Here is a 26331-nt window from a genome sequence, read left to right as displayed (position 1 = left end):
AGAAAAGAGTGCTACCGGGGGCAAAATGACAAGAAAAGGTAAAGGGGGGGACAAAACAAGAGGCGGCCCCCCCTTGGGCGGCCCGCTGCCATATGCTCTGATTATGACGAATGGCATTCAGCGCACTCCCAGCCCCATTGATCAGATCGCCGAAGAGTGGGTTGACACCCTCGTCGAGTTGGACCCCACCATCGGCACATACATCGGCCGCACGGAGGGTGACGGCCGCTACGGTGACTATTCACCTGCCGGCCACGCACGCTATGTCGACGCGGCGAAAGCGACGCTGGCTGCCCTGGCTGCGGCATCCGCTGTCGACGCCGTCGATGAGGTCACGCTGACCGACCTGCGGAGCACCCTCACCCTCGACATCCAGAGCTCAGAGGCAGAGCTTCAGCTGCGCGACCTCAACGTGATCGCGTCGCCGGTGCAGGAGATTCGGGATGTACTCGACCTCATGCCGACCGCAGAAGTGCACGACTGGGAGAACATCGCGTCGCGCCTCTCGAACATCCCTGACGCCCTTGACGGCCACGTGGAGACCCTGAGGCTCGGCATCGCGCGTGGGGTCACTCCCGCGCGCCGCCAGGTGCTAGAGGTGATGGCGCAGGTGCGCCGCCAGGCGGCACCCGATGGGTTCTTCGCTGATTTCGCATCTTCTGCGCGCCTGGCAAACGGTGAGCTTCCTGCCTCGCTGGCCACGCACGTCGCCGAGGGCGCCCAGCGGTCGGCCGAGGCATATGGCGCACTGGCTGATTTCTTCCAGAACGAACTCGCCCCAGCCGCCACAGAGCGTGACGCCGTCGGCCGCGACATCTACGAGCTGCAGTCACAGCGTTTCCTCGGTGCGAAGATCGACCTCGACGAGACCTACGAGTGGGGTGTCGACGAGCTTGCCCGCATGGTGGCTGAGCAGGAGAGCGTCGCCCGCCAGATCAAGCCAGGTGCGAGCGTGCTCGAAGCCATCGCCTTCCTCGACACCGACGAGAGTCGGAAGCTCCACGGTACCGATGCGCTGCAGAAGTGGATGCAGGAGACCAGCGACCGTGCGGTCGCAGAGCTGGCCGGCACCCAGTTCGACATTCCAGACGAGATCAAGACCATTGAGTGCATGATCGCCCCGACGCAGGAGGGCGGCATCTACTACACCGGCCCCACCGACGACTTCTCTCGCCCCGGCCGCATGTGGTGGTCCGTTCCTGTCGGTGTCACCGAATTCGACACCTGGCGCGAACTCACCACGGTGTACCACGAGGGCGTGCCTGGCCACCACCTGCAGATCGGCCAGGCCGTCTACAACCGGGCGAAACTGAACACCTGGCGCCGGCAGCTCGCCGGTACGTCTGGACACGCAGAAGGTTGGGCGCTCTACGCCGAACGCCTCATGGAGCAGCTCGGCTACCTCGACGACCCTGCCGATCGCCTCGGCATGCTCGACGGTCAGCGGATGCGCGCCGCTCGCGTCGTGCTCGACATCGGCGTGCACCTCGAGAAGCAGCGCCCAGACGGCAAGGGCCCATGGACGGCGGAGTACGCCTTTGAGTTCCTCGGCCAGAACGTCAACATGAACGATGGATTCGTGAACTTCGAGGTCAACCGCTACCTCGGCTGGCCGGGCCAGGCACCTTCATACAAGGTCGGCCAGCGCATCTGGGAGCAGCTGCGCGACACCTGCCAGGAACGCGAGGGTGCAGCGTTCTCGATCAAGGAGTTCCACCGCAGGGCACTGGACCTCGGTGGCGTAGGCCTCGACACGCTCACTACGACGCTGCTGAAGTAGCCGACGTGGCCGGGGGGATGCCGTCACACAATGCTCGCTCACGTTCGGATTCGCCGTACCAGCTGGCGTTGGGCGGCATCCCTGACGAGCTTCATCCGCGGCTCCGCGCCTACTTCAGCGCGATCCCTGCCGGCCACCATGGTTATGGGCGCGGCCACTTCAGCACGGTCGGCACACCGAGGCGCTGGCTGTGGCCGCTCCTCTGGCTGGCAGGGCGCCCCGACATCCTGTTTCCGGTCTGGCAGCACGATGTGGCTTTCACGGTCATCAACTATCCGGTGCAGGGGGAGTGGCCCGCCATCCGTGCCACCCGCAGCTTCGACCTGGCGGCCGGTGCCAAGGTCATGACGGATGCCATCACGGCCACCCCCGATGGCCTGGTCGACTACCTGGGCCAGGCGCGCCGGATGAAGGCGATCCTCTCCGCATCGGTGCGGAACGGCGCCATGCACCTCGACTCGACGGCCGTCGCCCTGCGGGTGGGCCGTCGCTGGTTCCGCGTGCCCGGCTGGATCGCACCGGCGGTGGCGTTGACAGAGCGCTTCGATGACACGGCCGATCTCCAGCACATCGCGTTGACCCTCACCATGCCTGGCATCGGTACGGTGTACGAATACGCGGGTTCATTCAGCTATGAGATCCGCACGGGGGAAGGCAACGGATGACGAATCACGACACTGGTCGACGCATTGTGTTGGCAGGAGGGTCCGGCTTCATCGGCTCATACCTGCGAGACGCGTTCGAAGCGGAGGGCGCTACGGTGCTGCATATCGGGCGCAGCGGCCCAGATGCACGGTGGGACGACCCTGAGGGCATCCGTCGCGTCCTGGATGGCGCAGACATTCTCATCAACCTGGCAGGCAAGAGCGTGAACTGCCGGTACACAGAGCGCAATCGTGCCGAGATCATGCGTTCACGGCTCGACACGACGATCGCGCTGCGTGAGGCAATCCGCTCCTGCGACGCTCCTCCTGCGCTGTGGCTCAACTCCTCGACGGCGACGATCTATCGGCATGCGGAGGATCGCCCCATGACGGAAAGCACCGGCGAGATCGGCACCGGCTTCTCCGTCGGCATCGCGACGGCCTGGGAAGCTGCTTTCTTCGCCGGCGACCTGCCAGACACCCGCAGGGTCGCGTTGCGCATGGCCATCGTGCTCGGTGACGGCAGCGCTCTGCTGCCGCTCATTCGGATGGCGCAGTGGGGACTTGGCGGCGCCCAGCTCGATGGCCGCTGGGTGTCGACGCCGTCGCGCCGCGCAGCAGGCACCTTCCACGAGATGCGCGCCACTGGCGGCAGCCAGAAATTCAGCTGGGTTCATATTGCGGACGTGCTCGGCATCATCCGTTTCCTGGCTGATCACCCGGAGATCGACGGTGTCGTGAACGTCGCCGCGCCCGACCCCACCGACAACGCTGCCATGATGCGGGCGCCATTCGGCATCCCTGCACCGCGCTGGATGCTGGAGACAGGGGCGGTCATGATTGGCACAGAAACCGAACTCGTGCTGAAAAGTCGCTGGGTAATTCCAGAACGGATGCGTGAAGCCGGCTATAAATTCGAATATCCGGTCATCACGCCCGCATTGTCGCAGATCATACGGCAACGCAGCTTGCCGCTGGCCCCCGTAAGCGGCTAAACTGGAGTGTCACGCCCGTGACATCAATCCATTGCCTTCGTGGTGCACGACGGTGCTGAGCTTCTTCGGCACTACCGCGACTGGCCCGCACACTGCGTTGTACTAGCGCAGGCCCATACTGGAGCAACTACTACATGACAATCGTAACGACCGCCAAGGCACCCAAGCAGGTCGCCATCAACGACATCGGATCTGCTGAAGACTTTCTCGCCGCGGTCGAAAAGACGCTGAAATTCTTCAACGACGGAGACCTCATCGAGGGCACCGTAGTGAAGATCGACCGCGACGAGGTTCTCCTCGACGTGGGATACAAGACCGAGGGTGTAATCCCCTCCCGCGAACTTTCCATCAAGCACGACGTTGACCCCACCGAGGTTGTCAAGGTCGGCGACGTGGTTGAGGCTCTCGTCCTCCAGAAGGAAGACAAAGAAGGCCGTCTCATCCTCTCCAAGAAGCGTGCTCAGTACGAGCGTGCATGGGGCGACGTTGAGAAGATCAAGGATGCCGATGGTGTTGTCACCGGTTCCGTGATCGAGGTCGTCAAGGGTGGACTCATCGTTGACATCGGTCTCCGTGGCTTCCTTCCCGCATCGCTCATCGAGCTGCGCCGCGTTCGCGACCTGACCCCGTACCTGGGCCAGGAGATCGAGGCGAAGATCCTCGAACTCGACAAGAACCGCAACAACGTCGTTCTGTCGCGTCGTGCACTGCTCGAGCAGACCCAGTCTGAGAGCCGCACCACGTTCCTCAACAACCTCCAGAAGGGACAGGTCCGCAAGGGCGTCGTCTCGTCGATCGTCAACTTCGGTGCGTTCGTTGACCTGGGTGGCGTTGACGGTCTGGTTCACGTTTCAGAACTCAGCTGGAAGCACATCGAGCACGCCAGCGAGGTCGTCGAGGTTGGCCAGGAAGTCACCGTCGAGATCCTCGAGGTCGACCTGGAGCGCGAGCGCGTTTCCCTGTCGCTCAAGGCAACTCAGGAAGACCCGTGGCAGGTATTTGCCCGCACCCACGCCATCGGCCAGGTTGCACCGGGTAAGGTCACCAAGCTCGTTCCGTTCGGTGCGTTCGTTCGCGTCGCAGAGGGCATCGAGGGTCTGGTCCACATCTCCGAGCTGTCCGGCAAGCACGTTGAGCTCGCCGAGCAGGTTGTGTCAGTGGGCGACGAGGTCTTCGTCAAGGTCATCGACATCGACCTCGAGCGTCGCCGCATCTCGCTGAGCCTCAAGCAGGCCAACGAGGGTGTTGACCCCGAAGGTACCGAGTTCGACCCGGCACTGTACGGCATGCTCACCGAGTACGACGAGCAGGGCAACTACAAGTACCCAGAAGGCTTCGACCCGGAGACCAACGAGTGGCGCGAGGGCTTCGAAACCCAGCGCGAGAAGTGGGAGCAGGACTACGCTGCTGCCCAGGCTCGTTGGGAAGCGCACAAGAAGCAGGTTGCAACCGCAAACGAAGAGGTCCTCGCTGTTGGCGATGTCCCCTCCGCTGCAGGCAACACCTTCTCCAGCGAGACCGCTGGCGCCGGCACCCTTGCCGACGACGAGGCACTTGCTGCACTGCGCGAGAAGCTCTCAGGCGGCAACTAGTCCGCTTGAGCGCGTGCTCCTCGGAGCGCTCGTTCACTGAAGTACGCGCTCATTGAAGCAAACGCTCATTGAAGCAAACACTGGCCGGACCCTTCGGGGTCGGCCAGTGTTCTTTAACTCGCTGTCTGTGCTGCCCGCCCGCCGTAGGCTGGCTGACATGCACGACGAACGCCTCCACTCCCACGCCGCCTCTTTCGAATCCGGCGCTGACGGGTACGACGCCCACCGGCCCACGTATCCGATGGACGCCGTCGACTGGCTGCTGGGCGACGCTATCGACGTCGCCGACATCGGGGCAGGCACCGGCAAGCTCACCGGAGCGCTGCTCGGCCTCGGCGCCAGCGTTGTGGCCGTCGACCCGTCAGCCGACATGTTGCGAGTGCTCACAGAGCGCTTCCCCAGAGTGCAGACGCTCGAGGGCACAGGGGAGAGCATCCCCCTCCCTGACTCCGCCGTAGACCTGGTGACATTCGCCCAGGCCTGGCACTGGGTGGATGTAGACGCGGCAACGGCAGAGGTGCTGCGTGTGCTGCGGCCCGGCGGCCGACTGGCGCTCATCTGGAACAGCAGGGACGAATCGGCCCAGTGGGTCAGCGAGCTGTCCCGCGCCATGAATCCGGGGCTGCATGCGGCAGGAGCCTTCGAGCCGACGCTGGGTCCCGGGCTCGAACTGGCTGACCAGCGCGTCGATCGGTGGGTGACTGAGACCTCACGCGCCGGCATCCGTGACCTTGCCACTACGCGCAGCTACTATCTGGTGGCCAGCGTGACTGAGCAGGCCGCCATGCTCGAGCGCATTACCGTGGTGCTCGACGCCCATGAGGAGACCCGACACGACCCGATCCAGCTGCCATACATCACCGAAACCTGGATCGCCGTGCCCACGGTTCACGGCAGCGATAGCATCTGAGCCCCATCGCCGGCGCAGTAGAGTGGCTGGCGTGTATTTGATTGGACTGACCGGCGGAATCGCATCTGGCAAGAGCACCGTCGCCGCCCGCTTCGCCGAACACGGTGCCGCGCATGTGAACGCAGACCAGGTTGCCCGTGAAGTCGTCGAGCCAGGCACGCCTGCGCTGGAGGCTATCGCCCGCGAATTCGGCCCCGGCGTGATCACTTCTGACGGCCGGCTCGACCGACAGGCTCTCGGCGCCGTCGTTTTCAGTGATGCCGCCGCCCTTCAACGCTTGAACGGCATCGTGCACCCGGCCGTCAGGCGCCGCACAGCCGCACTGTTCGCCGAACTGGATGCTGCAGACCCCGACTCCGTCGTCGTGTATGACGTTCCGCTGCTTGTCGAAGCCGCCCCAGGGCATCCGTTTGATCTTGTCGTTGTCACGCAGGCTCCGGAAGACGTCAGGGTGGCGCGCATGGTCGAGGTCCGCGGCATGACGGAGGAGGACGCCAGGTCACGCATCGGCTCGCAGGCGACCGATGCCGAGCGGCTGGCGATAGCGGATGTCGTGATCGATACCTCCGGCACGCTGGAGCACACCAACCAACAGGTCGATGAGACGTGGCAGTGGATCAGATCACACCATCCTGTCGGCGGTGCTCTTTAGACTGGTGGCATGGAACCAACGCGCGCAGTTCATCCGTTTGAGGTTGTGAGCGAGTACACGCCAAGTGGCGACCAACCTGGTGCCATCGCCGACCTCAGCGCCCGGATCAACGCCGGTGAGACAGACGTGGTGCTCCTCGGTGCCACCGGTACCGGAAAATCGGCGACGACGGCCTGGCTCATCGAGGCCGTGCAGCGCCCGACGCTGGTGCTTGCGCACAATAAGACGCTCGCGGCGCAGCTCGCCAATGAGTTCCGCGAATTGATGCCCAACAACGCCGTTGAGTACTTCGTCTCGTACTACGACTACTACCAGCCAGAAGCGTACGTCCCGCAGACAGACACCTTCATTGAGAAGGACTCGTCGATCAACTCCGAAGTTGAGCGGCTCCGGCACTCAACCACGAATTCCCTGCTCAGCCGCCGAGACGTCATCGTGGTGTCAACGGTGTCGTGCATTTACGGCCTCGGCACCCCTGAGGGTTACCTGGAGGCCATGGTCGCCCTGCAGGTCGGCATGAAAGTCGATCGCGACTGGCTCGTGCGCAAATTCGTCGCGATGCAGTACCAGCGCAACGACATCGACTTCTCTCGCGGCAATTTCCGGGTGCGCGGCGACACCATCGAGATCATCCCCATGTATGAAGAACTCGCCATTCGAATCGAGATGTTCGGCGACGAGATCGAGGCGTTGTACAGCCTGCACCCGCTCACGGGCGACATCGTGAAGAAGCTCGACGCGGTCTCCGTGTTCCCCGGCTCCCACTATGTGGCGAGCACCGATGTCATGCACCGCGCCATCGGCACGATCAAAGAAGAATTGGCCGAGCGACTTGAGCAGTTGGAGCGCGAAGGCAAGCTGCTTGAGGCGCAGCGCCTGCGCATGCGCACCAACTTCGACCTCGAGATGATGGAGCAGATCGGATTCTGCTCCGGTATCGAGAACTACTCACGGCACATCGATGCGCGCCAGCCTGGTGAGGCGCCGCACTGCCTCATCGACTACTTCCCCGATGATTTCCTCGTCGTCATCGATGAGTCCCACGTCACCGTGCCGCAGATCGGCGCCATGTACGAGGGAGACTCCTCGAGAAAGCGCACCCTGGTCGACCACGGCTTCCGGCTTCCGAGTGCTCTCGACAACCGGCCACTGAAGTTCAACGAGTTCAAGAACCGGGTCGGGCAGACCGTGTACCTGTCGGCAACGCCGGGCAAGTACGAGATGGGCATCGCAGACGGCGTCGTCGAACAGATCATTCGCCCGACAGGCCTCATCGACCCCGCGATCATCGTCAAGCCGTCAGAGGGCCAGATCGACGACCTGCTTGAAGAGATCCGCAAGCGTGTCGAACTGAACGAGCGTGTGCTCGTCACGACCCTGACAAAGAAGATGGCCGAAGAACTCACCGACTTCCTCACGGAAGCCGGAGTTCGCGTGCGCTACCTGCACTCAGACGTTGACACGCTGCGCAGGGTCGAGCTGCTGACGGAGCTGCGACAGGGACTCTACGACGTGCTCGTCGGTATCAACCTGCTGCGAGAGGGCCTCGACTTGCCAGAGGTGTCGCTCGTTGCGATTCTGGATGCCGACAAGGAGGGCTTCCTCCGGTCGTCGACGTCGCTCATCCAGACCATCGGTCGCGCGGCGCGCAACGTGTCCGGTGAAGTGCACATGTATGCAGACCGGCTCACCCCGTCGATGAAGATGGCCATCGAAGAGACCGACAGGCGTCGAGAGAAGCAGGTCGCATACAACGAACTGCACGGCATCGACCCGACACCGTTGCGAAAGCGCATTGCCGACATCACCGACGTGCTGGCCAGGGAAGAGGCCGATACAGCCGAGCTGCTTGCCGGCCGCGAAGCACGCAAGAAGAGCCCGACGCCGAACCTCAGGCGGGTGGGCCTTGCGGCGAACGGCGCTAACGACCTGGAATCGATTATCTTCGATCTCAACACCCAGATGCTCGAGGCTGCAGGGGAACTCAAGTTCGAATTGGCGGCGAGACTCCGTGACGAGGTCTCTGAGCTCAAGCGCGAACTCCGCAACATGGAAAAGGCCGGTCATCTCGGCTAATTCCCAGCTAAGTTTGGCCGGAAAGTGGCTTTCGTTCGCTCACGGCGTGGTGTTTTGTCACGAGACTGTCAGCGGCACTGCATAGACTCAACGGGTGTCAGTTTCGAAGGTACCTTCCGCGTCCAAGCTCAGCGTTCGTGGCGCGCGCGTCCACAACCTCCACAACGTCGACCTCGAGATCCCCCGGGATTCGCTTGTCGTCTTCACCGGACTATCAGGCTCCGGAAAGTCGTCACTGGCGTTCGACACGATCTTCGCGGAGGGCCAGCGCCGCTACGTAGAGTCGCTGTCGGCGTATGCGCGCCAGTTCCTCGGCCAGGTCGACCGGCCAGACGTCGACTTCATCGAGGGCCTCAGCCCTGCGGTGTCCATCGACCAGAAGTCGACGAACCGCAACCCGCGCTCCACGGTCGGCACGATCACCGAGATCTACGACTACATGCGCCTGCTCTGGGCGCGTATCGGGGTCCCGCACTGTGCTGTCTGTGGCGAGGTCATCCAGTCGCAGACTGTGCAGCAGATCGCCGACCAGCTCATGGAGCTCCCCGACGGCACTCGTTACCAAATCGTCAGCCCTGTTGTGTCGCAGAAGAAGGGCGAGTTCGTTGATCTCTTCACCGAACTGGCCGGCAGTGGTTACTCGCGTGCCATCGTCGACGGCGAGCAGGTGCAGCTGAGCGAGCCGCCAACGCTCAAGAAACAGCAGAAGCACGACATCTCGGTCGTGGTCGACCGCCTGGTCGCAGGTCCTGAGCTCCTCAGCCGCCTCACCGACTCGCTGGAGACCGCGCTCAAGCTGACCGACGGCGTCGTGCAGGTCAACTTCGTCGACCTCGAAGGCGATGAAGCCTGGCAGTCGTATTCGGAGAAGCTCAGCTGCCCGAACAACCACCCGGTGCAGCTCACCGAAATCGAACCACGCACCTTCTCGTTCAACGCCCCGTTCGGCGCCTGCCCTGAATGCTCAGGACTCGGCACGCGTATGTCCGTCGACCAGGACCTCATGCTCGGCGACCCATCACTCAGCATCTCAGAGGGCGTCGTGCTGCCATGGACCACCCAGGGCAAGGGCCTGTTCCAGTACTACGAAAAGCTGCTCGACGGCCTCGCCCGCGATCTCAACTTCTCCCTGGACACCCCGTGGGGCGAGCTTCCCCCCGAGGTTCAGAACGCAGTACTCCGCGGCGACAACTTCGAGGTCAAGGTCAAGTGGAAGAACCGCTACGGCCGTGAAATGAGCTACACCTCCGGCTTCGAAGGCGTCGTCCCATACATCGAACGCCAGTACGAGCAGGCGGAGACCGACACCCAGCGCCAGCGCTGGGGCGAATACTTGCGTGAGACCCCGTGCCCGGTCTGCAACGGCACCAGGCTCAAGCCCGAAGTTCTCGCCGTGACGGTCTACGACGCGAGCATCGCGGATGTCTGCGAGCTCAGCCTGACCGACGCGCGTGAATTCATGAACACGCTGACGCTCACCGAGCGCGAACAGGCCATCGCCGCCCAGGTGCTGCGGGAGATCAAAGTTCGCCTCGACTTCCTGATCCGCGTCGGACTGAACTATTTGAACCTGGCCCGCGCCGCAGCGACGCTGTCTGGTGGAGAAGCGCAGCGCATCCGCTTGGCCACCCAGATCGGCTCTGGACTCACGGGCGTGCTGTACGTGCTCGACGAGCCGAGCATCGGCCTGCACCAGCGCGACAACCGGCGCCTCATTGAGACGCTTGTCGCCCTGCGCGACCTCGGCAACACCCTGATCGTCGTCGAGCACGACGAAGACACCATTCGCACCGCGGACTGGGTCGTCGACATCGGACCGGGCGCCGGCGTCAACGGCGGCACTGTTGTGCACTCCGGGTCGTATGAAGATCTGCTCGCGAACACGGAGTCGCTCACGGGCGACTACCTGGCCGGTCGCAAGTCGATCGAGACCCCGAAGACCCGTCGCCCCCTCGACCCTGAACGCGAAATCACCGTCGTCGGGGCAGAGGTCAACAACCTGAAGAAGGTGACGGTGAGCTTCCCGCTCGGAACGTTCACCGCCGTCACCGGCGTCAGCGGCTCAGGCAAGTCATCGCTCGTCAACGACGTTCTGTATCGCGTGCTCGCCAACCGCCTGAACGGCGCGCGCAAGCTGCCTGGGAAGCACGTGCGCGTGACCGGCCTCGAGAACCTCGACAAGGTGATCCATGTCGACCAGGCGCCGATCGGTCGCACCCCGCGCTCGAACCCGGCGACATACACCGGCGTGTTCGACCGGATCCGCAACCTGTTCGCCGACACGATCGAAGCCAAGACCCGCGGGTACCTGCCTGGGCGATTCAGCTTCAACGTCAAGGGCGGCCGCTGCGAGGCGTGCTCAGGCGACGGCACGATCAAGATCGAGATGAACTTCCTGCCAGACGTGTACGTGGCCTGCGAGGTCTGCGGGGGAGCGCGGTACAACCGCGACACCCTGACCGTGCACTACAAGGGCAAGAACATCGCCGAAGTTCTTGACATGCCCATCAGCGAGGCTGCGGACTTCTTCGAACCGATCTCCGCTATCCACCGCTATCTCAAGACCCTCGTCGAGGTCGGTCTCGGCTACGTGCGTCTTGGGCAGAGTGCAACGACCCTGTCCGGTGGTGAAGCGCAGCGTGTGAAGCTCGCGACAGAGCTGCAGCGTCGCTCAAACGGCCGCAGCGTGTACGTGCTCGATGAACCGACGACGGGGCTGCACTTCGAAGATGTGCGGAAGCTGCTGCTGGTGCTGAACAGCCTCGTCGACAAGGGCAACACTGTCATTGTCATCGAGCACAACCTTGACGTCATCAAGTCGGCCGACTGGGTGATCGACATCGGACCTGAGGGCGGATCCGGCGGTGGAAAGGTCCTGGCGACGGGTACCCCAGAGCACATCGCCACCGTCAAGAAGAGCCACACCGGTGCGTTCCTGAAGGAGATCCTGAACGGGAAGGCCTAGCCTGCCAGAGGGCCAAGCACACAGAAAGTGAAGAACGAGACAGATGTCTAATGCGTTGAGCTATCGCCCCAAGACGGGCGAGATCCCAACCACTCCTGGTGTGTACCGTTTTCGCGATGAAACGGGGCGTGTCCTCTACGTCGGCAAGGCGAAGAACCTTCGGGCGCGCCTCAGCAACTACTTCGCCCCACTCGCCAGCCTGCACGAGCGCACGAGGCGGATGGTCACGACGGCGTCCTCCGTCGAGTGGACGGTTGTCGGCACAGAGGTCGAGGCGCTGCAACTCGAGTGGACCTGGATCAACGAGTTCGACCCGCCGTTCAATGTGCAGTTCAAGGACGACAAGTCGTACCCGTACCTAGCTGTCACGCTCGCAGATGAGGCGCCGCGCGCGCTGGTGACCCGTACCACCGGTATCCGTGGTGCGCGGTATTTCGGGCCGTATCCCAAGGTCTGGGCCGTGTACGAGACCATCGACCTCATGCTGAAGGCCTTTCCGATCCGCACCTGTTCGAACTCGAACTACAAGCGGGCCATGCAGTCGGGGAAGCCATGCTTCGCCAGCCAGATCGGGCGATGCTTTGGACCGTGCTCGCACAAGGTGACGCTCGAAGAGCATCGCGCGATCGTCAACGACTTCGTCAGTTTCATGGCCAGCCAGGACCGCAAGCTGATCAACTCACTCACCGCAGAGATGAAGGTGGCTGCGGCCGACCAGAACTACGAGCTGGCCGCCAAACGGCGTGACCAGGTCGTGGCACTCAACGCGGTTCTCGAGAAGAGCGCCGTCGTGCTGCGCGACAACGTCGACATCGACCTGTACGGCATCGAGGAAGACGAGCTTGCCGCTGCCGTGCAGCTCTTCATCGTGCGTGGTGGCCGCATCAGGGGTGTGCGCAGCTGGATGGTTGACAAAGAACTCGACCTCACTACCGGCGAGCTCATCGACTCGATCATGCAGACGGCCTACGACGGCACACTTGTGCCTCCGCGCGAGATCGTGGTCCCCGAGTTGCCCGATGACTCAGACGCGCTTGCAGCGTGGCTGGGGGAGCGCTCAGGGCACAAGGTGAAGCTCACCGCAGCCCAGCGCGGCGAGAAGGCCGCCCTGCTCCAGACGGCCACCCAGAACGCCAAGCACGCGCTGATGCTCTACAAGACGAGGCGCAGCTCAGACTTCGTCGCCAGGTCGAAGGCCCTTGAAGACATCCAGGAGGCACTCGAGATGGCGGAGGCCCCTCTTCGCATGGAGTGCTATGACGTCTCGCACCTGAGTGGCACGAACATCGTGGCGTCGATGGTGGTCTTCGAAGACGGCCTGCCTCGCAAAGATGAGTACCGCCGGTTCAGCATCCCTGAATCAACGGATGACACCGACTCCATCTATCGCACGCTGATGCGCCGTCTCGCCTACCTGAAGCCAGACGCTGAGGCAGTTGCCACAGAAGCGGATGCCGAAGCCGGCGTCGATGCGGAGAGCGCCGCCAGCAACGACGCCAGGCGCAAGAAGTTCAGCTACCGCCCCAACCTGCTGATCGTCGACGGTGGGCAGCCGCAGGTCGCCGCTGCGGCCAGGGCGCTTCGCGACTCCGGCATCGAGGGCATCCAGCTGTGCGGCATTGCCAAGCGTCTCGAAGAGATCTGGCTGCCAGACTCCGACTATCCGGTGATCCTGCCGCGCAACAGCGACGCCCTCTTCCTGTTCCAGCGCATCCGCGATGAAGCGCATCGGTTCGCCATCACGCACCAGCGCGCCAGGCGGAAGCGCGACATTTCGTCCATTCTTGGCGAGATCCCGGGCCTCGGCCCTGCCCGCGTCAAAGTATTGCTTCGCCATTTCGGCTCCGTTGCACGGTTGAAAGAAGCTTCACCGGAAGACATTGCGGATGTCCGGGGGATCGGTGAATCCCTCGCGGCCACCATTCATGCCCATTTACACGAATGATGGGCCGCCTTTGCGCGATTGAGGGGCCCGCGGATGGGTAGGCTGGGAAGTCACACATCCCACGAACAAAGGCACTGCGGCAGATGACGACCGACAACGAAAAGCAGGAGATGCTGATCGTCACTGGAATGTCCGGAGCAGGGCGCTCGACCGTCGCGAATGCGCTGGAAGACCTGGGCTGGTACGTCGTCGACAACCTGCCGCCGCAGATGCTTCGACCGCTGGTCGAACTTGTGGAACGTGCTGGAACCAACCTGCCGAAGATCGCGGCCGTTGTCGACATCCGCGGTGGGGAGTTTTTCAGCGACTTCCAAGAGATCGTCCAGTCGCTCCGCGCCAGTGCCCAGGTCAGGGTCATCTTCCTCGAAGCGACGGATGCCGCGCTCGTGCGCCGATTCGAGGCTGTGCGCCGACCGCACCCTCTGCAGGGCGCCGGCACACTGCTCGATGGAATCGGAGCCGAACGCACCCGTTTGAACGCCGTTCGCGAGTCGAGCGACATGGTCATCGACACGTCCGACCTGAATATTCACCAACTAGCGACTACCATCACAGAGTGGTTCGCTGACGAAGACGCAGCCGGAGTGCGCGTCACCGTCATGAGCTTTGGTTTCAAATACGGTCTCCCGACCGATGTCGACATCGTTGCCGACGCGCGTTTTCTGCCGAACCCCTTCTGGATTCCGAGGCTTCGCGCCTTCACCGGCCTTGATCCTGAAATCACGGAGTTCGTCTTCGACCAGCCGGGGGCGCGTGAATTCCTGGATAACTATGCGGCAGCGTTGGCCCCGGTTTTGGCCGGATACCAGCGTGAGAACAAGCGCCATGCAACGATTGCCATCGGGTGCACGGGCGGTAAACACCGTTCGGTCGCGATGGCGAGGGAACTGGCTTCCCTGATCGAGAATTTCCCGGGCGTCGCGGTGAGTATCAAGCACCGCGATCTCGGGCGCGAATAGCAATTGCCCTTCACGGGCGGAAAACAGAATGGAAATACGATTGGCACTCACCGCCGACGTCAAAGACGAGCTATCTCGCGTTGAGGTATCGAAAACAACCGTGCGAGCAGCAGAACTGGCGACGATTCTCCGTTTCTCCGGTGGGCTGCACCTGATCTCTGGACGCATAGCCGTCGAGTCAGAACTCGACACCGCGATCCTTGCCCGCCGGGTTCGCAAAGACCTTGCAGAACTGTACGGAGTGCGTAGCGTCGCCACCGTCATCCCCGCGAGCGGCCTCCGCCGCACCAACCACTACCTCGTTCGTGTTCTCGACGGCGGGGAGACACTGGCCAGGCAGACCGGTCTGCTCGACGCTCGTCGTCGTCCGATCAGGGGCCTGCCCAATCGACTGACCACCGGAACGAAGGAAGAAGTCGCAGCTGTCTGGCGCGGCGCGTTCCTCGCCCAGGGCACGCTGACCGACCCTGGTCGCTCCGCAGCCCTCGAGATCATGTGCCCAGGCAATGAGGCAGCGATGGCCCTCGTCGGAGCCGCAGGCCGCCTCGGCATCGCCGCAAAGGCCAGGGAAGTGCGGGGCGTGCACCGCGTCGTCATCCGCGACGGCGAAGCCATCAGCGCCATGCTCGTCCGGATGGGCGCGGCAGAGACCGTGCTCAACTGGGAGGAGCTGCGCCAGCGCCGCGAGGTCAGGGCAACGGCCAACCGCCTGGTGAACTTCGACGATGCCAACCTGCGTCGCTCTGCCCAGGCCGCCGTTGCGGCGTGCGCGAGGGTCGAACGCGCCATGGAGATCCTGGCCGACGATATTCCGGAGCACCTCCGCTACGCCGGAGACCTGCGCCTGCGTTTCCGCGACTCCAGCCTCGATGAACTCGGACACCACGCTGACCCGCCCATGACGAAGGATGCCGTTGCCGGCCGCATCAGGCGACTGCTCGCCATGGCGGATAAGAAAGCTGCCGACCAGGGCATTCCGGGTACGGATGCGAACCTCCCCGCCGATCTCGACGACGTTTGACCCGTATTCATCCCACCTTCATATACCTGAGTAGACTCGAAAAGCCGCTCAAACCGCTGGCGAATGTGCGCACAGGCGTAGCAGGCCAGCACTCAACAGAGGAGATACGCAATGGTTGATTACACGCTGCCGGAATTGCCCTATGACTACTCGGCCCTGGAGCCGAGCATCAGTGGAGCAATCATGGAGCTCCACCACAGCAAGCACCACCAGGCATACGTGACCGGTGCGAACACCGCTCTCGCACAGCTGGCTGAGGCTCGTGACTCTGGCAACCTGGCCAACGTGAACAAGCTGGAGAAGGACCTCGCGTTCAACCTCGGCGGACACGTCAACCACTCGATTTTCTGGACCAACATGTCCGCAGACGGTGGCGACAAGCCCACCGGCGAGCTCGCCAGCGCGATCGACGACAACTTCGGGTCGTTCGACAAGTTCACGGCACACTTCACCGCTGCGGCCCTCGGTGTGCAGGGTTCTGGCTGGGCGGTTCTCGCCTGGGATTCCATCGGGCAGCGTCTCGTCATCCAGCAGTTCTTCGACCAGCAGTCGAACTTCGCTGCAGGCCTCGTGCCCGTGCTGATGCTGGACGTGTGGGAGCACGCGTACTACCTCGACTACCGCAACGTTCGTGCCGACTATGTGAAGGCATTCTGGAACATCGTCAATTGGGCGAACGTCCAGGATCGCTTCTCCGTGGCACGAGAGAAGACCAACGGGCTGCTGCTACTGTCATAGCGTGATGGTGTCCAGTGGGAACCGTCCGCTGGACACCGCCGTCCGTTCTTCGTATACCCATGTAACCGCGCCGCCGGCGCCATTTAGCAACAGGAGTCACTCGTGACCGTAAAGATCGGTATCAACGGATTCGGCCGTATTGGCCGTAACTACTTCAGGGCAGCGCTTGCCAAGGGCGCCGACATCGAGATCGTCGCGGTCAACGACCTGACAGACCCGAAGACCCTTGCCCACCTCCTGAAGTACGACACCATCACCGGACGCCTCGACGCAACCGTCGAGCTTGACGGCGACAGCATCGTTGTTGACGGCAAGCGAATCAAGGTCCTCGCAGACCGCGACCCAGCCAACCTCCCGTGGGGCGAACTGGGTGTCGACATCGTCATCGAGTCGACCGGTTTCTTCACCAAGGCTGAGCTTGCCCGCAAGCACATCGCCGCAGGAGCCAAGAAGGTTCTCGTTTCCGCTCCGGCAACCGGCGACAACGTCGCAACCCTGGTTCTCGGTGTGAACGAAGACACCTACGACGCAGCGATCCACGATGTCATCTCCAACGCATCGTGCACCACGAACTGCCTGGCACCCCTCGCCAAGGTCTTCCTCGACAACTTCGGTATCGAGCGCGGCCTGATGACGACGGTTCACGCGTACACCGCTGACCAGAACCTGCAGGATGGCCCGCACAACGACCTCCGTCGTGCCCGTGCAGCCGCTGCCAACATCATCCCGACGTCCACCGGTGCTGCCAAGGCACTCGGGCTCGTCATCCCCGAGCTCGTCGGCAAGCTCGACGGCTACGCACTGCGCGTTCCGGTCCCGACCGGTTCGATCACCGACCTCACCGTCACGGCTTCACGTCCGGTCACCGTCGAAGAGGTCAACGCAGCGTACAAGGCAGCAGCTGAGGGCCCCCTCAAGGGCATCCTGAGCTACACCGAAGACCCGATCGTCTCCAGCGACATCGTTGGCGACCCGCACTCGTCGATCTTCGACGCTGGCCTCACCAAGGTCATCGGCGACCAGGTCAAGGTTGCCTCCTGGTACGACAACGAGTGGGGATACTCCAACCGCCTGGTTGACCTCACCGTGTTCGTCGCCGAGAAGCTCTAGACCCCGGAGGTAGCAGTGACGCTTCGCACTATTGAATCGTTGGGTTCGCTCCGAGACACACGAGTTATCGTCAGGTGTGATCTGAATGTCCCGTTGAGTGACGGCCAGATCACCGACGATGGTCGCGTGCGAGCGTCTCTGCCCACTCTGAAGGCACTGCTTGCCCAAGGCGCCAAGGTGGTAGTCATCTCCCACCTTGGCCGCCCTGATGGCGAGCCGAACCCGAAGTACAGCCTCGCTCCCGTCGCTGCACGGTTGGGCGAACTCCTCGACCAGCCCGTTGCATTTGCAACGGACACGGTTGGCGAGTCCGCTGCAGCAGCTGTTGCGGCGCTTGAGGCCGGCCAGCTGGTCGTTCTGGAGAACCTGCGGTTCAACGCAGGGGAGACCAGCAAGGTTGAGGCTGAGCGCCAGGCCTTCGCGGCCGAGCTCGCCGAGCTGGGCGACGCCCTCGTGTCCGACGGCTTCGGTGTCGTGCACCGCAAGCAGGCCAGCGTCTACGAGCTGGCCACCATTCTTCCGAGCGCTGCCGGCCTGCTGATCGCGGCAGAGCTCGCCGTGCTCGACCGTCTCACAGAGCACCCAGAAGCGCCGTACACCGTCGTGCTCGGCGGGTCGAAGGTATCTGACAAGCTCGGCGTCATTGGGCACCTGCTGCCCAAGGTCAACTCGCTGCTCATCGGTGGCGGCATGCTGTTCACCTTCCTCGCGGCCCAGGGCCACAAGGTCGGTTCCAGCCTCCTCGAAGAGGACCAGCTCGACACCGTGCGCGGTTACCTTGCAGAAGCAGATCGCCTGGGTGTGAAGATCGTGTTGCCGACGGATGTCGTCGTGGCATCCAAGTTCGGAGCGGATGCCGACATCGTCGTCACCGCTGCTGACGCGATCGAAGAGACCCCATTTGGTGCGTCAGGGCTCGGCCTCGACATCGGCCCTGCCACCTCTGCAGCTTTTGCTGAGATCATTCGTTCATCGAAGACGGTGTTCTGGAACGGCCCCATGGGCGTTTTCGAACTCGCGCCATTCGCCGATGGCACCCGTGCCGTCGCGGCCGCACTCACCGATGTCGATGGCCTCAGCGTGGTCGGCGGTGGCGACTCAGCCGCAGCCGTCCGTATTCTCGGATTCACCGATGACCAGTTCGGTCACATTTCAACCGGTGGCGGCGCCAGCCTCGAGTTCCTCGAGGGCAAGCGCCTGCCAGGACTGGAGGTCCTCGGATGGTAGAAACAATCAACCCCAGGCGTACCCCGCTGATTGCGGGCAACTGGAAGATGAACCTGGATCACCTCCAGGCCATCGCCTTCGTGCAGAAGCTTGCATGGAGCCTGAAGGACGCGGGTCACGACTTCGCAGCCGTTGAGGCCGCTGTCTTCCCGCCGTTCACCGATCTTCGCTCAGTGCAGACCCTCATCTCTGCCGACAAGCTGCCGCTTGTCTTCGGTGCTCAGGATGTATCAGCGCACGATTCAGGTGCATACACCGGCGAGATCTCAGGTGCGTTCCTGTCTGCACTCGAGTGCCGCTACGTGATCATCGGCCACTCTGAACGTCGCACGCTCCACGGTGAGACCGACGAACAGGTTGCCGCTAAGGTTGCTGCCGCGATCAAGCACAACCTGTCGCCGATCATTTGCGTCGGCGAAACAGCCGACGACCTTGAGAAGCACGGCCCGAGCGCCGTTCCGGTCGCGCAGCTTCGTGCCGCGCTTGCCGGTGTCTCGAACGCTGCCGACATCGTCGTCGCGTACGAGCCAGTCTGGGCTATCGGCTCAGGCCAGGCTGCAACGCCGGAACAGGCAGAGCAGGTCGCTGCTGCGCTTCGTGCTGTACTCAGCGAAACCCTGGGCCAGGATGTCGCGGGCAAGACCCGTATCCTGTACGGCGGTTCGGTGAAGGGCAGCAACATCGCCGGCTTCATGCGCGAGCCCAATGTGGATGGCGCCCTTGTCGGTGGAGCAAGCCTCGATATCGCGGAATTCTCCAGCATCATCAGGTACCAGAAGCACGTCGGCCTCTAACCCCTATCGCCCCGCGTGACGCAGATGCCCTTTTCGGGCGTCTGCGTCACGCTATAATTGCCAATGGTCTTGGTGGCGCAGGTTTGCCCGCCCCATTGTGAAAGGTTTCGCGTGGAGATTCTCCAGGTTGTGTTGCAGGTTGTGCTCGGAATCACGAGTCTCCTGCTCACCATGCTCATTCTGTTGCACAAGGGTCGCGGAGGCGGGCTGTCTGACATGTTCGGTGGCGGGGTCACCTCGAACCTCGGCGCGTCAGGCGTCGCCGAACGCAACCTCAACCGCATCACCGTCATCCTCGGATTGGTCTGGATCGCGAGCATCATTGTGCTCGGACTCATCACCAAGTTCGACACCGGCATCTGATTCGGCTTTAGCACGTCTGGTCGGTTACCCGAACTGACCGTTTTTTACTACGGAGGAACACAATGGCATCTGGTGGCAGCGCAATTCGAGGCTCTCGCGTCGGAGCAGGCCCCATGGGCGAGCAGGACCGTGGTTTCCACGCAGACCGGATCAAGGTGTCGTACTGGGATGCTCTCGGCAACGAGACAGTCCGTTACTTCGCGGCGAACCTGCCTGACGAGGAAATCCCCGAGACGATCGACAGCCCCTCTTCTGGACTGCCCGCAGGTCGCGACAAGGAGAACCCGCCGTCGGTGGCCAAGCTCGAGCCGTACAAGACGCACCTGGCTTACGTCAAGGAACGTCGTACAGAGGAAGAGGCTGACTCGCTTCTCGCGGATGCCCTTGAGCAGCTTCGCATTCGACGTGGCAAGTTGACCCCCACGAACTAAGCATCACCACTACGAAAGGCCCAGCTGGATATCCAGCTGGGCCTTTCGTAGTGAACAGGGTGAAGCGTCAGTAGCTCGGAGTGATGAGGTTCTCCGGGACTTCGGCTGCTGCTTCCTTGTCAACGAAGAACACGGTGCGACGACGGCCCTTGATGCCGGCGACAGGAACTTCGTCCCTGCTGGCGCCGGCCAGCGCCAGGCCGAGTGCCGAAGCCTTGTCTGGACCGGCCAGAACCAGCCAGATCCGCTCAGAGCTGTTCAGCACTGGCCTGGTCAGTGACAACCGTTCCGCCGGCGGCTTCGGGGAGTTGTGCACCGCGATGACCGCGGATTCCGATTCCCTGATGCCACTCTGGTGCGGAAACAGTGACGCAATGTGGCCGTCAGGTCCGACACCGAGGAACGTGATGTCGAAACGGGGGAGCGGGTCTTCGTACGGCGCGGCAGCGGCGAGCTCACGTGCGTAGCTCTCCGCTGCCTCGTCGAGACTGAGTCCCTCATCTGACGCCGGGAACGGATGAATGTTCTCGGCGGGAACCTCGATGTGGTCGAGAAGTGCTTCCCGTGCCTGCAACTCGTTGCGATCGGCGTGTGCCTTAGGCACCCAGCGCTCATCGCCCCACCAGAAGCTCACCTTCGACCAGTCGACGGTGTCCCTGGCAGAAGATGAGTTGATCTCTGCCAGCACCGCGATGCCAACAGACCCTCCGGTGAGTACAACGTTGGCGCTGCCGTGCTCATCGAGGATGTCAACGGTCTTCGTAATGAAGCGCGCTGCGACTGAGCCGGCGAGAGCCTGCTTGTCCGGGTGAATGAGCACTCGTCGTTCGTTGGTCACGTTAGGCTCCGGCCTGCTCTGCGATGGCGGTGTCCAACATGGGCAAACCGCGGGTGATGACCTCACCGTACAGCTCGTCGGGGTCGAGGCGGCGCAATTCGTCCGACAGGCAGTCGCGCAGGTTTCGACGGTTGAGCGTCAAGTCCTGGGTCGGCTGGCCTGGCTGGCTCAGCGTGGCCAGTCCTGGGACTTCCCGCTGCAACGAAATAACACCGGATGCCCTGGTGAGGTGCACGCCATGGATGCCCTGCGCGTGCGGTCCACGAGTGAGCTCGTACTCCACCGGAACCTGCAGCGCCATCTGCAGCCAGGCTGCGAGCAGCGTGGTCGATGGCGAGTCTGCGGCACCCGACACCGAAATGGCGGTGACGGGCTCGTACGGCGGCTGGTCGAGCACCGCAGCGAGCTGCGTGCGCCACAGGGTCAGCCTGGTCCAGGCGAAGTCCGTGTCGCCCGGACGGTACGAGGTGCGCAAGTTGTGAATCGCAGCCTGCGGGTCGCGCTGCGCAGAGGCATCCGTGATCCGTCGGTATGCGATGCGTCCGATGGGGGAGTCTGCGGGTACCGCGGGAGCCTCATCGGGCCACCAGGCGACAACGGGAGCGTCAGAGAGCAGCAGTCCAGTGACCATGCTTTCCGGGTCACTCGCGGCCGCACCGTACGCGCGAAGAACAATGACCTCGCTCGCGCCGGCGTCTCCACCGACACGAATCTCAGCGTCGACACGGGGCACGACTGTGGGGTCGTGCGCGTCTTCCTCTGCAGCCGTCGAGATCACGATGACGCGCATCGGGTGCTCGCGTGAGGCATCGTTCGCCGCCTCGATCGCTTCTTCCTCGCGCCCAAGAGAACAGGCGATGACCAGCGTGAGAACGCGGCCGAGGGCTACAGCCCCGCCTTCCTCACGCAGGCTGACGAGTGCCTTGGAGATCTTGGCAGTCGTTGTGTTGGGCAGATCGACGATCATGGTCGCCTCCAGACGCGGCCGTCGCGGGCCAGTAGATCGTTGGCAGATGACGGACCCCAGGTGCCTGGACGGTACTGCTCAGGCTGTCCCTGTGTCGCCCAGAACTCCTCGATCGGGTCGAGGATCTTCCAGGAGAGTTCCACCTCTTCGTGACGGGGGAACAGGGGAGGGTCGCCGAGCAGAACGTCGAGGATGAGTCGCTCGTATGCCTCTGGGCTTGCCTCTGTGAACGCGTGACCATAACCGAAGTCCATGGTGACGTCGCGCACCTGCATGCCGGCGCCCGGAACCTTTGACCCGAAACGGATCGTGACTCCTTCATCCGGCTGCACGCGAATGACGAGTGCGTTCTGGCCGAGTTCAGCCGTCTGGCTGGCTTCGAACAGGTACTGCGGAGCGCGCTTGAACACAACGGCGATCTCAGTGACGCGGCGGCCGAGGCGCTTGCCCGCACGCAGGTAGAACGGAACCCCAGACCAGCGGCGCGTGTCAACCGTCAACCGCAATGCGGCGTACGTCTCCGTGACGGATTCAGGGTTCATGCCGTCTTCCTGCAGGAAGCCGAGCACCTCTTCACCGCCCTGCCATCCGCCGGCGTACTGGCCGCGAGCGGTTCCGGTTGCCAGGTCTTCCGGCAGCCGCACTGAGGCGAGCACCTTCTCCTTTTCCGTCCGCAGGTCTGCAGCGTCGAAGGAAATGGGTTCCTCCATCGCCGTCAGCGCCAGCAGCTGGAGCAGGTGGTTCTGGATGACGTCGCGAGCCGCACCGATACCGTCGTAGTATCCGGCACGACCGCCGACGCCGATGTCTTCTGCCATCGTGATCTGCACGTGGTCGACGTAGTTCGCGTTCCAGATCGGTTCGTACAACTGGTTGGCGAACCGCAGCGCCAGGATGTTCTGCACTGTCTCTTTACCGAGATAGTGGTCGATCCTGAAGACGGAGTCAGCCGGGAAGACCGACTCAACAACCGCGTTCAGTTCCCGCGCCGTCTTCAGGTCGCTTCCGAACGGCTTCTCAATGACGACACGTCGCCACTGGCCTTCGACCTGCTCTGCAAGGCCCGAACGGCGCAGCTGTTCGGTGACGACGGGGAAGGCCTTCGGCGGGATCGACAGGTAGAACGCATGGTTGCCCATGGTTCCGCGCACCTCGTCGAGCTCGTCGATGGTCTCCTTGAGACGCGTGAACGCGTCGTCATCGTCGAAGGTACCCGAAACGAAACGGATGCCTTCGGCCAGCTGAGCCCAGACCTCTTCCACGAACTCGGTTCGTGAGTTCTCCTTGACGGCGTCATAGACGACCTTCATGAAGTCCTGGTCGTCCCAGTCTCGACGGGCGAAACCAACGAGGGCGAAGCCCGGGGGCAGGAGCCCCCGGTTGGCGAGGTCGTAAACGGCCGGCATGAGTTTTTTACGCGACAGGTCGCCGGTGACACCGAAAATAACAAGGCTGGACGGACCAGCGATGCGATTCAGGCGGTAGTCATTCGGCGCACGCAGCGGGTTGAACTCCGGGGTAATTTCCACCGGGGACATGCAACTCCTTTGAGTTTGTTACTAAGACGGTGATCTAGCGCAGCGCGTCGAACAGGGTAATGACGTTGGCTGCGGGATTGGTCAGCGTCAGGGTGAGCACAGGGCGTCCCTGGCCGGCGAGAACGCTGGCGTCTCCGCTTGCCTGGGCTTCGATGAGCTCACCGAAGGTGAACGGGCGACCCGGGATATCGAGGTCTTCCGTCGGGGTGGCCAGAATCTGCAGGAAGACTCCGTTAGCGGGGCCGCCCTTGTGGAACTGGCCGGTGGAGTGCAGGAATCGCGGACCCCACCCGAAGGTGACAGGCCGCTTGGCGAGCGTGGCGAGCAGCGGACGGATCTCGGCCAGTTCTGGCAGTGCCAGACGGTCGACATACGCCTGCACCGACACGTAGCCGTCAGGCCCGAGTTCTTCCAGCAATGCGTCAATGGCAGAAGCGAGATCGCTTGCAGCACCGATCACATGAGGCGTACCGCGAACTTCGATGCCGTCAGAGACGAATGACGCCGGCTGCGGCTCAGGGCGAGCGTCAAGCAGGCCCCTGGTCGCAATCTTTGCCGACTCGACATCGGGCTGGTCGAACGGGTTGATGCCAAGCAGGCGACCCGCAACGACGGTGGCGTATTCCCAGACCAGGAACTGCGCACCGAGGGTTCCGCTGACGCGGATCTCGTCGGTGTCGTCGTGGCGGGGGAAGATGTTCTCCCCAGCGTCGTCAACGATGCGCACCAACTGCACGTCGGAGAGGTTCTCCGTCAGCTCTGGGGCATTCTTCTCCAGCACGACGGGCAGGATGCCCGTGCCAAGCTTCCCGGTTGACTCAGCGATCAGCTGTTCTGCCCAGTCGGGGAAGCCGACGATGTGTGTACCGTCTGACACCAGTGCGAGCTTGTCGCGACGAGGAGCCGTCGCGGCGATTGCGGCACCCAGCACGAGGCCGGGATTCTCGGGGGAGTCGATGGCCAACGAGAGGGAGATGGACTCCGCCTCGTCGAGGAGCTCGGCGATGTCTACACCGGCGAGTCCGGACGGGACAAGTCCGAAGGCCGTGAGGGCAGAGTAACGGCCGCCAACGGTCGGGTCAGCGTTGAAGACACGGTAGCCGGCTTCCGTAGCGGATGCCTCGAGCGGAGAACCAGGGTCGGTGACGACGATGATGCGCTCTGCGGGGTTGATGCCGGCCTCGCGGTATGCGCGCTCGAAGACGCGGCGCTGGCTGTCGGTCTCGACAGTCGAGCCTGACTTCGACGACACGACGAGGGCGGTCGCTTCGAGGCGGTCCTTCAGCGCGGCGAGCACCTGGCCGGGCGCCGTGGCGTCCAGAACGGTGAGCTCGACGCCGGCCGTAGCCGTGATGACCTCAGGGGCGAGTGATGACCCGCCCATGCCCGCGAGGGCAATGTGGGTCACGCCGCCTGCGTGAAGTGATTCACGCAGCGCGACGATCTCAGCGACGAGGGGACGCGAAACCGCGACGGATTCTGTCCAGCCGAGGCGCTTCGACGCCTCAGCTTCGGCGTCAGGTCCCCACAGGGCGGGGTCGAGCGCTGTGATGCCGGAGGCGACGAGGTCGTCAACCAGCGTGGGCACAGTGGCGCGAACGGCGTCTGCCGCTTTGCCGGTTACCGCGATGCGGAAGCTCACTTGGCACCGTCAAGGGCAGCGGTGACGGTCTCGAGCAGTTCGCCCCACGACACGATGAACTTGGCGACGCCTTCTTCTTCAAGAAGCAGCGTGATCTCGTCGTACGAGACGCCAAGGCCGGCGAGTGAGTCGAGCACAGCGTTGGCTTCGGCGTATGCGCCGGTGACAGAGTCAGCGGGGATGACGCCGTGGTCGAACGTCGCCTCCATGGTCTTCTCCGGCATGGTGTTGACGACGCCGGGTGCGACGAGCTCGGTGATGTAGAGCGTGTCGGGCAGCGTCGGGTCCTTGACACCGGTGGAAGCCCAGAGGGGGCGCTGCTTGTTGGCGCCGGCGGCGATGAGGCCGAGGGCACGCTCGCTTGCGAACTCCTGCTCGTAGACCTGGTAGGCGAGCTGCGCGTTTGCGATGCCGGCCTTGCTCTTCAGCGCGATGGCTTCCTCGGTGCCGATGGCGTCCAGGCGGTTGTTGATCTCGGTGTCGACGCGCGACACGAAGAAGGAAGCAACCGAGTGGATCGCCCTGATGTCGATGCCGGCAGCCTTGGCCTTCTCCAGCCCGGCCAGGTACGCGTTGATGACCTGGCGGTGACGCTCGAGGCTGAAGATCAGGGTGACGTTGACGCTGATGCCCTGTGCGATCGTCTCTGTGATGGCGACGAGGCCCTCAAGGGTTGCCGGGATCTTGATCATGGCGTTCGGGCGGTTGACCTTGGCCCAGAGCTGTTCTGCCTGTGCAACGGTGCCGGCTGCATCGTGTGCAAGGCCGGGCTCGACCTCGATCGACACGCGGCCGTCGAGACCGTTCGTGCGGTCGTAGACCGGGCGGAAGATGTCGCTGGCTGCAGCAACGTCATCGGTCGTGATCTCAAAGACAGCGTCGTGAACGCTGGTGCCTGCTGCGGCGAGGGCTGCAACCTGCTCTGCGTACGCCTCACCCTTGGCGAGTGCGCTGGCGAAGATTGTCGGGTTCGTGGTGACACCGACGACGTTCTTCTCGTCGATGAGCTTCTGCAGGCCACCGGAGGCAATGCGCTGGCGGGACAGGTCATCGAGCCAGATGCTGACGCCGGCTGCGGAGAGCTGGGCGAGGGGGGATGTTTCAGTCATGTTCTTTGTTTCTCCTAGAAAATCCTGCGGGGGCT

At 63.2% G+C, this 26331-nt stretch carries 22 protein-coding genes; 17 read left to right on the top strand and 5 right to left on the bottom strand.

Translation table 11 applies throughout. From position 1 onward, the window contains the following. Window positions 1-103 precede the first annotated feature (103 nt). From AC25Y4_RS04640 to AC25Y4_RS04560, 17 genes are all read left to right on the top strand, one after another. On the top strand, window positions 104-1780 hold the full coding sequence (locus AC25Y4_RS04640; protein WP_488119188.1) for a DUF885 domain-containing protein: 1677 nt from the start codon (window positions 104-106) through the stop codon (window positions 1778-1780). Between the two features lie 17 nt (window positions 1781-1797). Continuing rightward, window positions 1798-2445, top strand: a complete 648-nt coding sequence (locus AC25Y4_RS04635; protein ID WP_488119187.1) for a DUF4166 domain-containing protein — start codon at window positions 1798-1800, stop codon at window positions 2443-2445. Continuing rightward, the gene (locus AC25Y4_RS04630) at window positions 2442-3419 is read left to right on the top strand and encodes an epimerase (protein WP_488119186.1); all 978 of its coding nucleotides are present in this window, start codon (window positions 2442-2444) and stop codon (window positions 3417-3419) included. Before AC25Y4_RS04635 ends, AC25Y4_RS04630 begins: the two co-directional genes overlap by 4 nt. A gap of 134 nt (window positions 3420-3553) precedes the next feature. Next, on the top strand, window positions 3554-5011 hold the full coding sequence (gene rpsA, locus AC25Y4_RS04625; protein WP_488119185.1) for a 30S ribosomal protein S1: 1458 nt from the start codon (window positions 3554-3556) through the stop codon (window positions 5009-5011). Window positions 5012-5168: 157 nt separating this feature from the next. Beyond that, on the top strand, window positions 5169-5921 hold the full coding sequence (locus tag AC25Y4_RS04620; protein ID WP_488119184.1) for a class I SAM-dependent methyltransferase: 753 nt from the start codon (window positions 5169-5171) through the stop codon (window positions 5919-5921). Window positions 5922-5952: 31 nt separating this feature from the next. Next, entirely contained in the window at window positions 5953-6573 is a 621-nt protein-coding gene (gene coaE / locus AC25Y4_RS04615; protein ID WP_488119183.1) for a dephospho-CoA kinase, read from the top strand. A 9-nt stretch (window positions 6574-6582) separates the two neighbouring features. Next, window positions 6583-8649 (top strand): excinuclease ABC subunit UvrB, encoded by a 2067-nt coding sequence (uvrB, locus tag AC25Y4_RS04610; protein ID WP_488119182.1) that lies wholly within the window; start codon window positions 6583-6585, stop codon window positions 8647-8649. Window positions 8650-8743: 94 nt separating this feature from the next. Further along, window positions 8744-11614, top strand: coding sequence for an excinuclease ABC subunit UvrA (gene uvrA, locus AC25Y4_RS04605; RefSeq protein WP_488119181.1), 2871 nt, complete (start codon window positions 8744-8746; stop codon window positions 11612-11614). Window positions 11615-11657: 43 nt separating this feature from the next. Then, window positions 11658-13559 (top strand): excinuclease ABC subunit UvrC, encoded by a 1902-nt coding sequence (uvrC, locus tag AC25Y4_RS04600; RefSeq protein ID WP_488119180.1) that lies wholly within the window; start codon window positions 11658-11660, stop codon window positions 13557-13559. An 83-nt stretch (window positions 13560-13642) separates the two neighbouring features. Then, window positions 13643-14518 carry an RNase adapter RapZ gene (rapZ, locus tag AC25Y4_RS04595; protein ID WP_488119179.1) on the top strand — a complete coding sequence of 292 codons (876 nt, stop codon included), beginning with the start codon at window positions 13643-13645 and terminating at the stop codon, window positions 14516-14518. Window positions 14519-14558: 40 nt separating this feature from the next. Next, complete coding sequence (whiA, locus tag AC25Y4_RS04590; protein WP_488119528.1) at window positions 14559-15539, top strand: DNA-binding protein WhiA; 981 nt, start codon at window positions 14559-14561, stop codon at window positions 15537-15539. A gap of 111 nt (window positions 15540-15650) precedes the next feature. Beyond that, window positions 15651-16277 (top strand): superoxide dismutase, encoded by a 627-nt coding sequence (locus AC25Y4_RS04585; RefSeq protein ID WP_488119178.1) that lies wholly within the window; start codon window positions 15651-15653, stop codon window positions 16275-16277. A gap of 102 nt (window positions 16278-16379) precedes the next feature. Then, window positions 16380-17387, top strand: a complete 1008-nt coding sequence (gene gap, locus AC25Y4_RS04580) for a type I glyceraldehyde-3-phosphate dehydrogenase (protein WP_488119177.1) — start codon at window positions 16380-16382, stop codon at window positions 17385-17387. Window positions 17388-17402: 15 nt separating this feature from the next. After that, window positions 17403-18614 carry a phosphoglycerate kinase gene (locus AC25Y4_RS04575; RefSeq protein WP_488119176.1) on the top strand — a complete coding sequence of 404 codons (1212 nt, stop codon included), beginning with the start codon at window positions 17403-17405 and terminating at the stop codon, window positions 18612-18614. Beyond that, the gene (tpiA, locus tag AC25Y4_RS04570) at window positions 18608-19408 is read left to right on the top strand and encodes a triose-phosphate isomerase (RefSeq protein WP_488119175.1); all 801 of its coding nucleotides are present in this window, start codon (window positions 18608-18610) and stop codon (window positions 19406-19408) included. Before AC25Y4_RS04575 ends, tpiA begins: the two co-directional genes overlap by 7 nt. Before the next feature lie 111 nt (window positions 19409-19519). Then, complete coding sequence (secG, locus tag AC25Y4_RS04565; RefSeq protein ID WP_488119174.1) at window positions 19520-19771, top strand: preprotein translocase subunit SecG; 252 nt, start codon at window positions 19520-19522, stop codon at window positions 19769-19771. 62 nt (window positions 19772-19833) lie between these two features. Then, window positions 19834-20202 carry an RNA polymerase-binding protein RbpA gene (locus AC25Y4_RS04560; protein WP_488119173.1) on the top strand — a complete coding sequence of 123 codons (369 nt, stop codon included), beginning with the start codon at window positions 19834-19836 and terminating at the stop codon, window positions 20200-20202. Between the two features lie 67 nt (window positions 20203-20269). Here the strand turns inward: AC25Y4_RS04560 and pgl are convergent, their stop codons facing one another. From pgl to tal, 5 genes are read right to left on the bottom strand one after another with little or no spacing between them, the layout of a single operon-like run. Continuing rightward, window positions 20270-21040, bottom strand: a complete 771-nt coding sequence (gene pgl, locus AC25Y4_RS04555) for a 6-phosphogluconolactonase (protein ID WP_488119172.1) — start codon at window positions 21038-21040, stop codon at window positions 20270-20272. 1 nt (window position 21041) lies between these two features. Beyond that, complete coding sequence (locus tag AC25Y4_RS04550; protein WP_488119171.1) at window positions 21042-22007, bottom strand: glucose-6-phosphate dehydrogenase assembly protein OpcA; 966 nt, start codon at window positions 22005-22007, stop codon at window positions 21042-21044. Continuing rightward, entirely contained in the window at window positions 22004-23545 is a 1542-nt protein-coding gene (gene zwf / locus AC25Y4_RS04545) for a glucose-6-phosphate dehydrogenase (protein ID WP_488119170.1), read from the bottom strand. The genes AC25Y4_RS04550 and zwf overlap by 4 nt, the downstream gene beginning before the upstream one ends. A gap of 34 nt (window positions 23546-23579) precedes the next feature. Further along, window positions 23580-25187, bottom strand: a complete 1608-nt coding sequence (locus AC25Y4_RS04540; protein ID WP_488119169.1) for a glucose-6-phosphate isomerase — start codon at window positions 25185-25187, stop codon at window positions 23580-23582. Continuing rightward, window positions 25184-26296, bottom strand: coding sequence for a transaldolase (tal, locus tag AC25Y4_RS04535; RefSeq protein WP_488119168.1), 1113 nt, complete (start codon window positions 26294-26296; stop codon window positions 25184-25186). Before tal ends, AC25Y4_RS04540 begins: the two co-directional genes overlap by 4 nt. Window positions 26297-26331: the final 35 nt, after the last annotated feature.

The organism is Leifsonia sp. Y878 (assembly GCF_057669685.1).
Note: the sequence above shows the minus strand (reverse complement) of the source record. Positions and strands in the feature narration are given on the sequence as shown.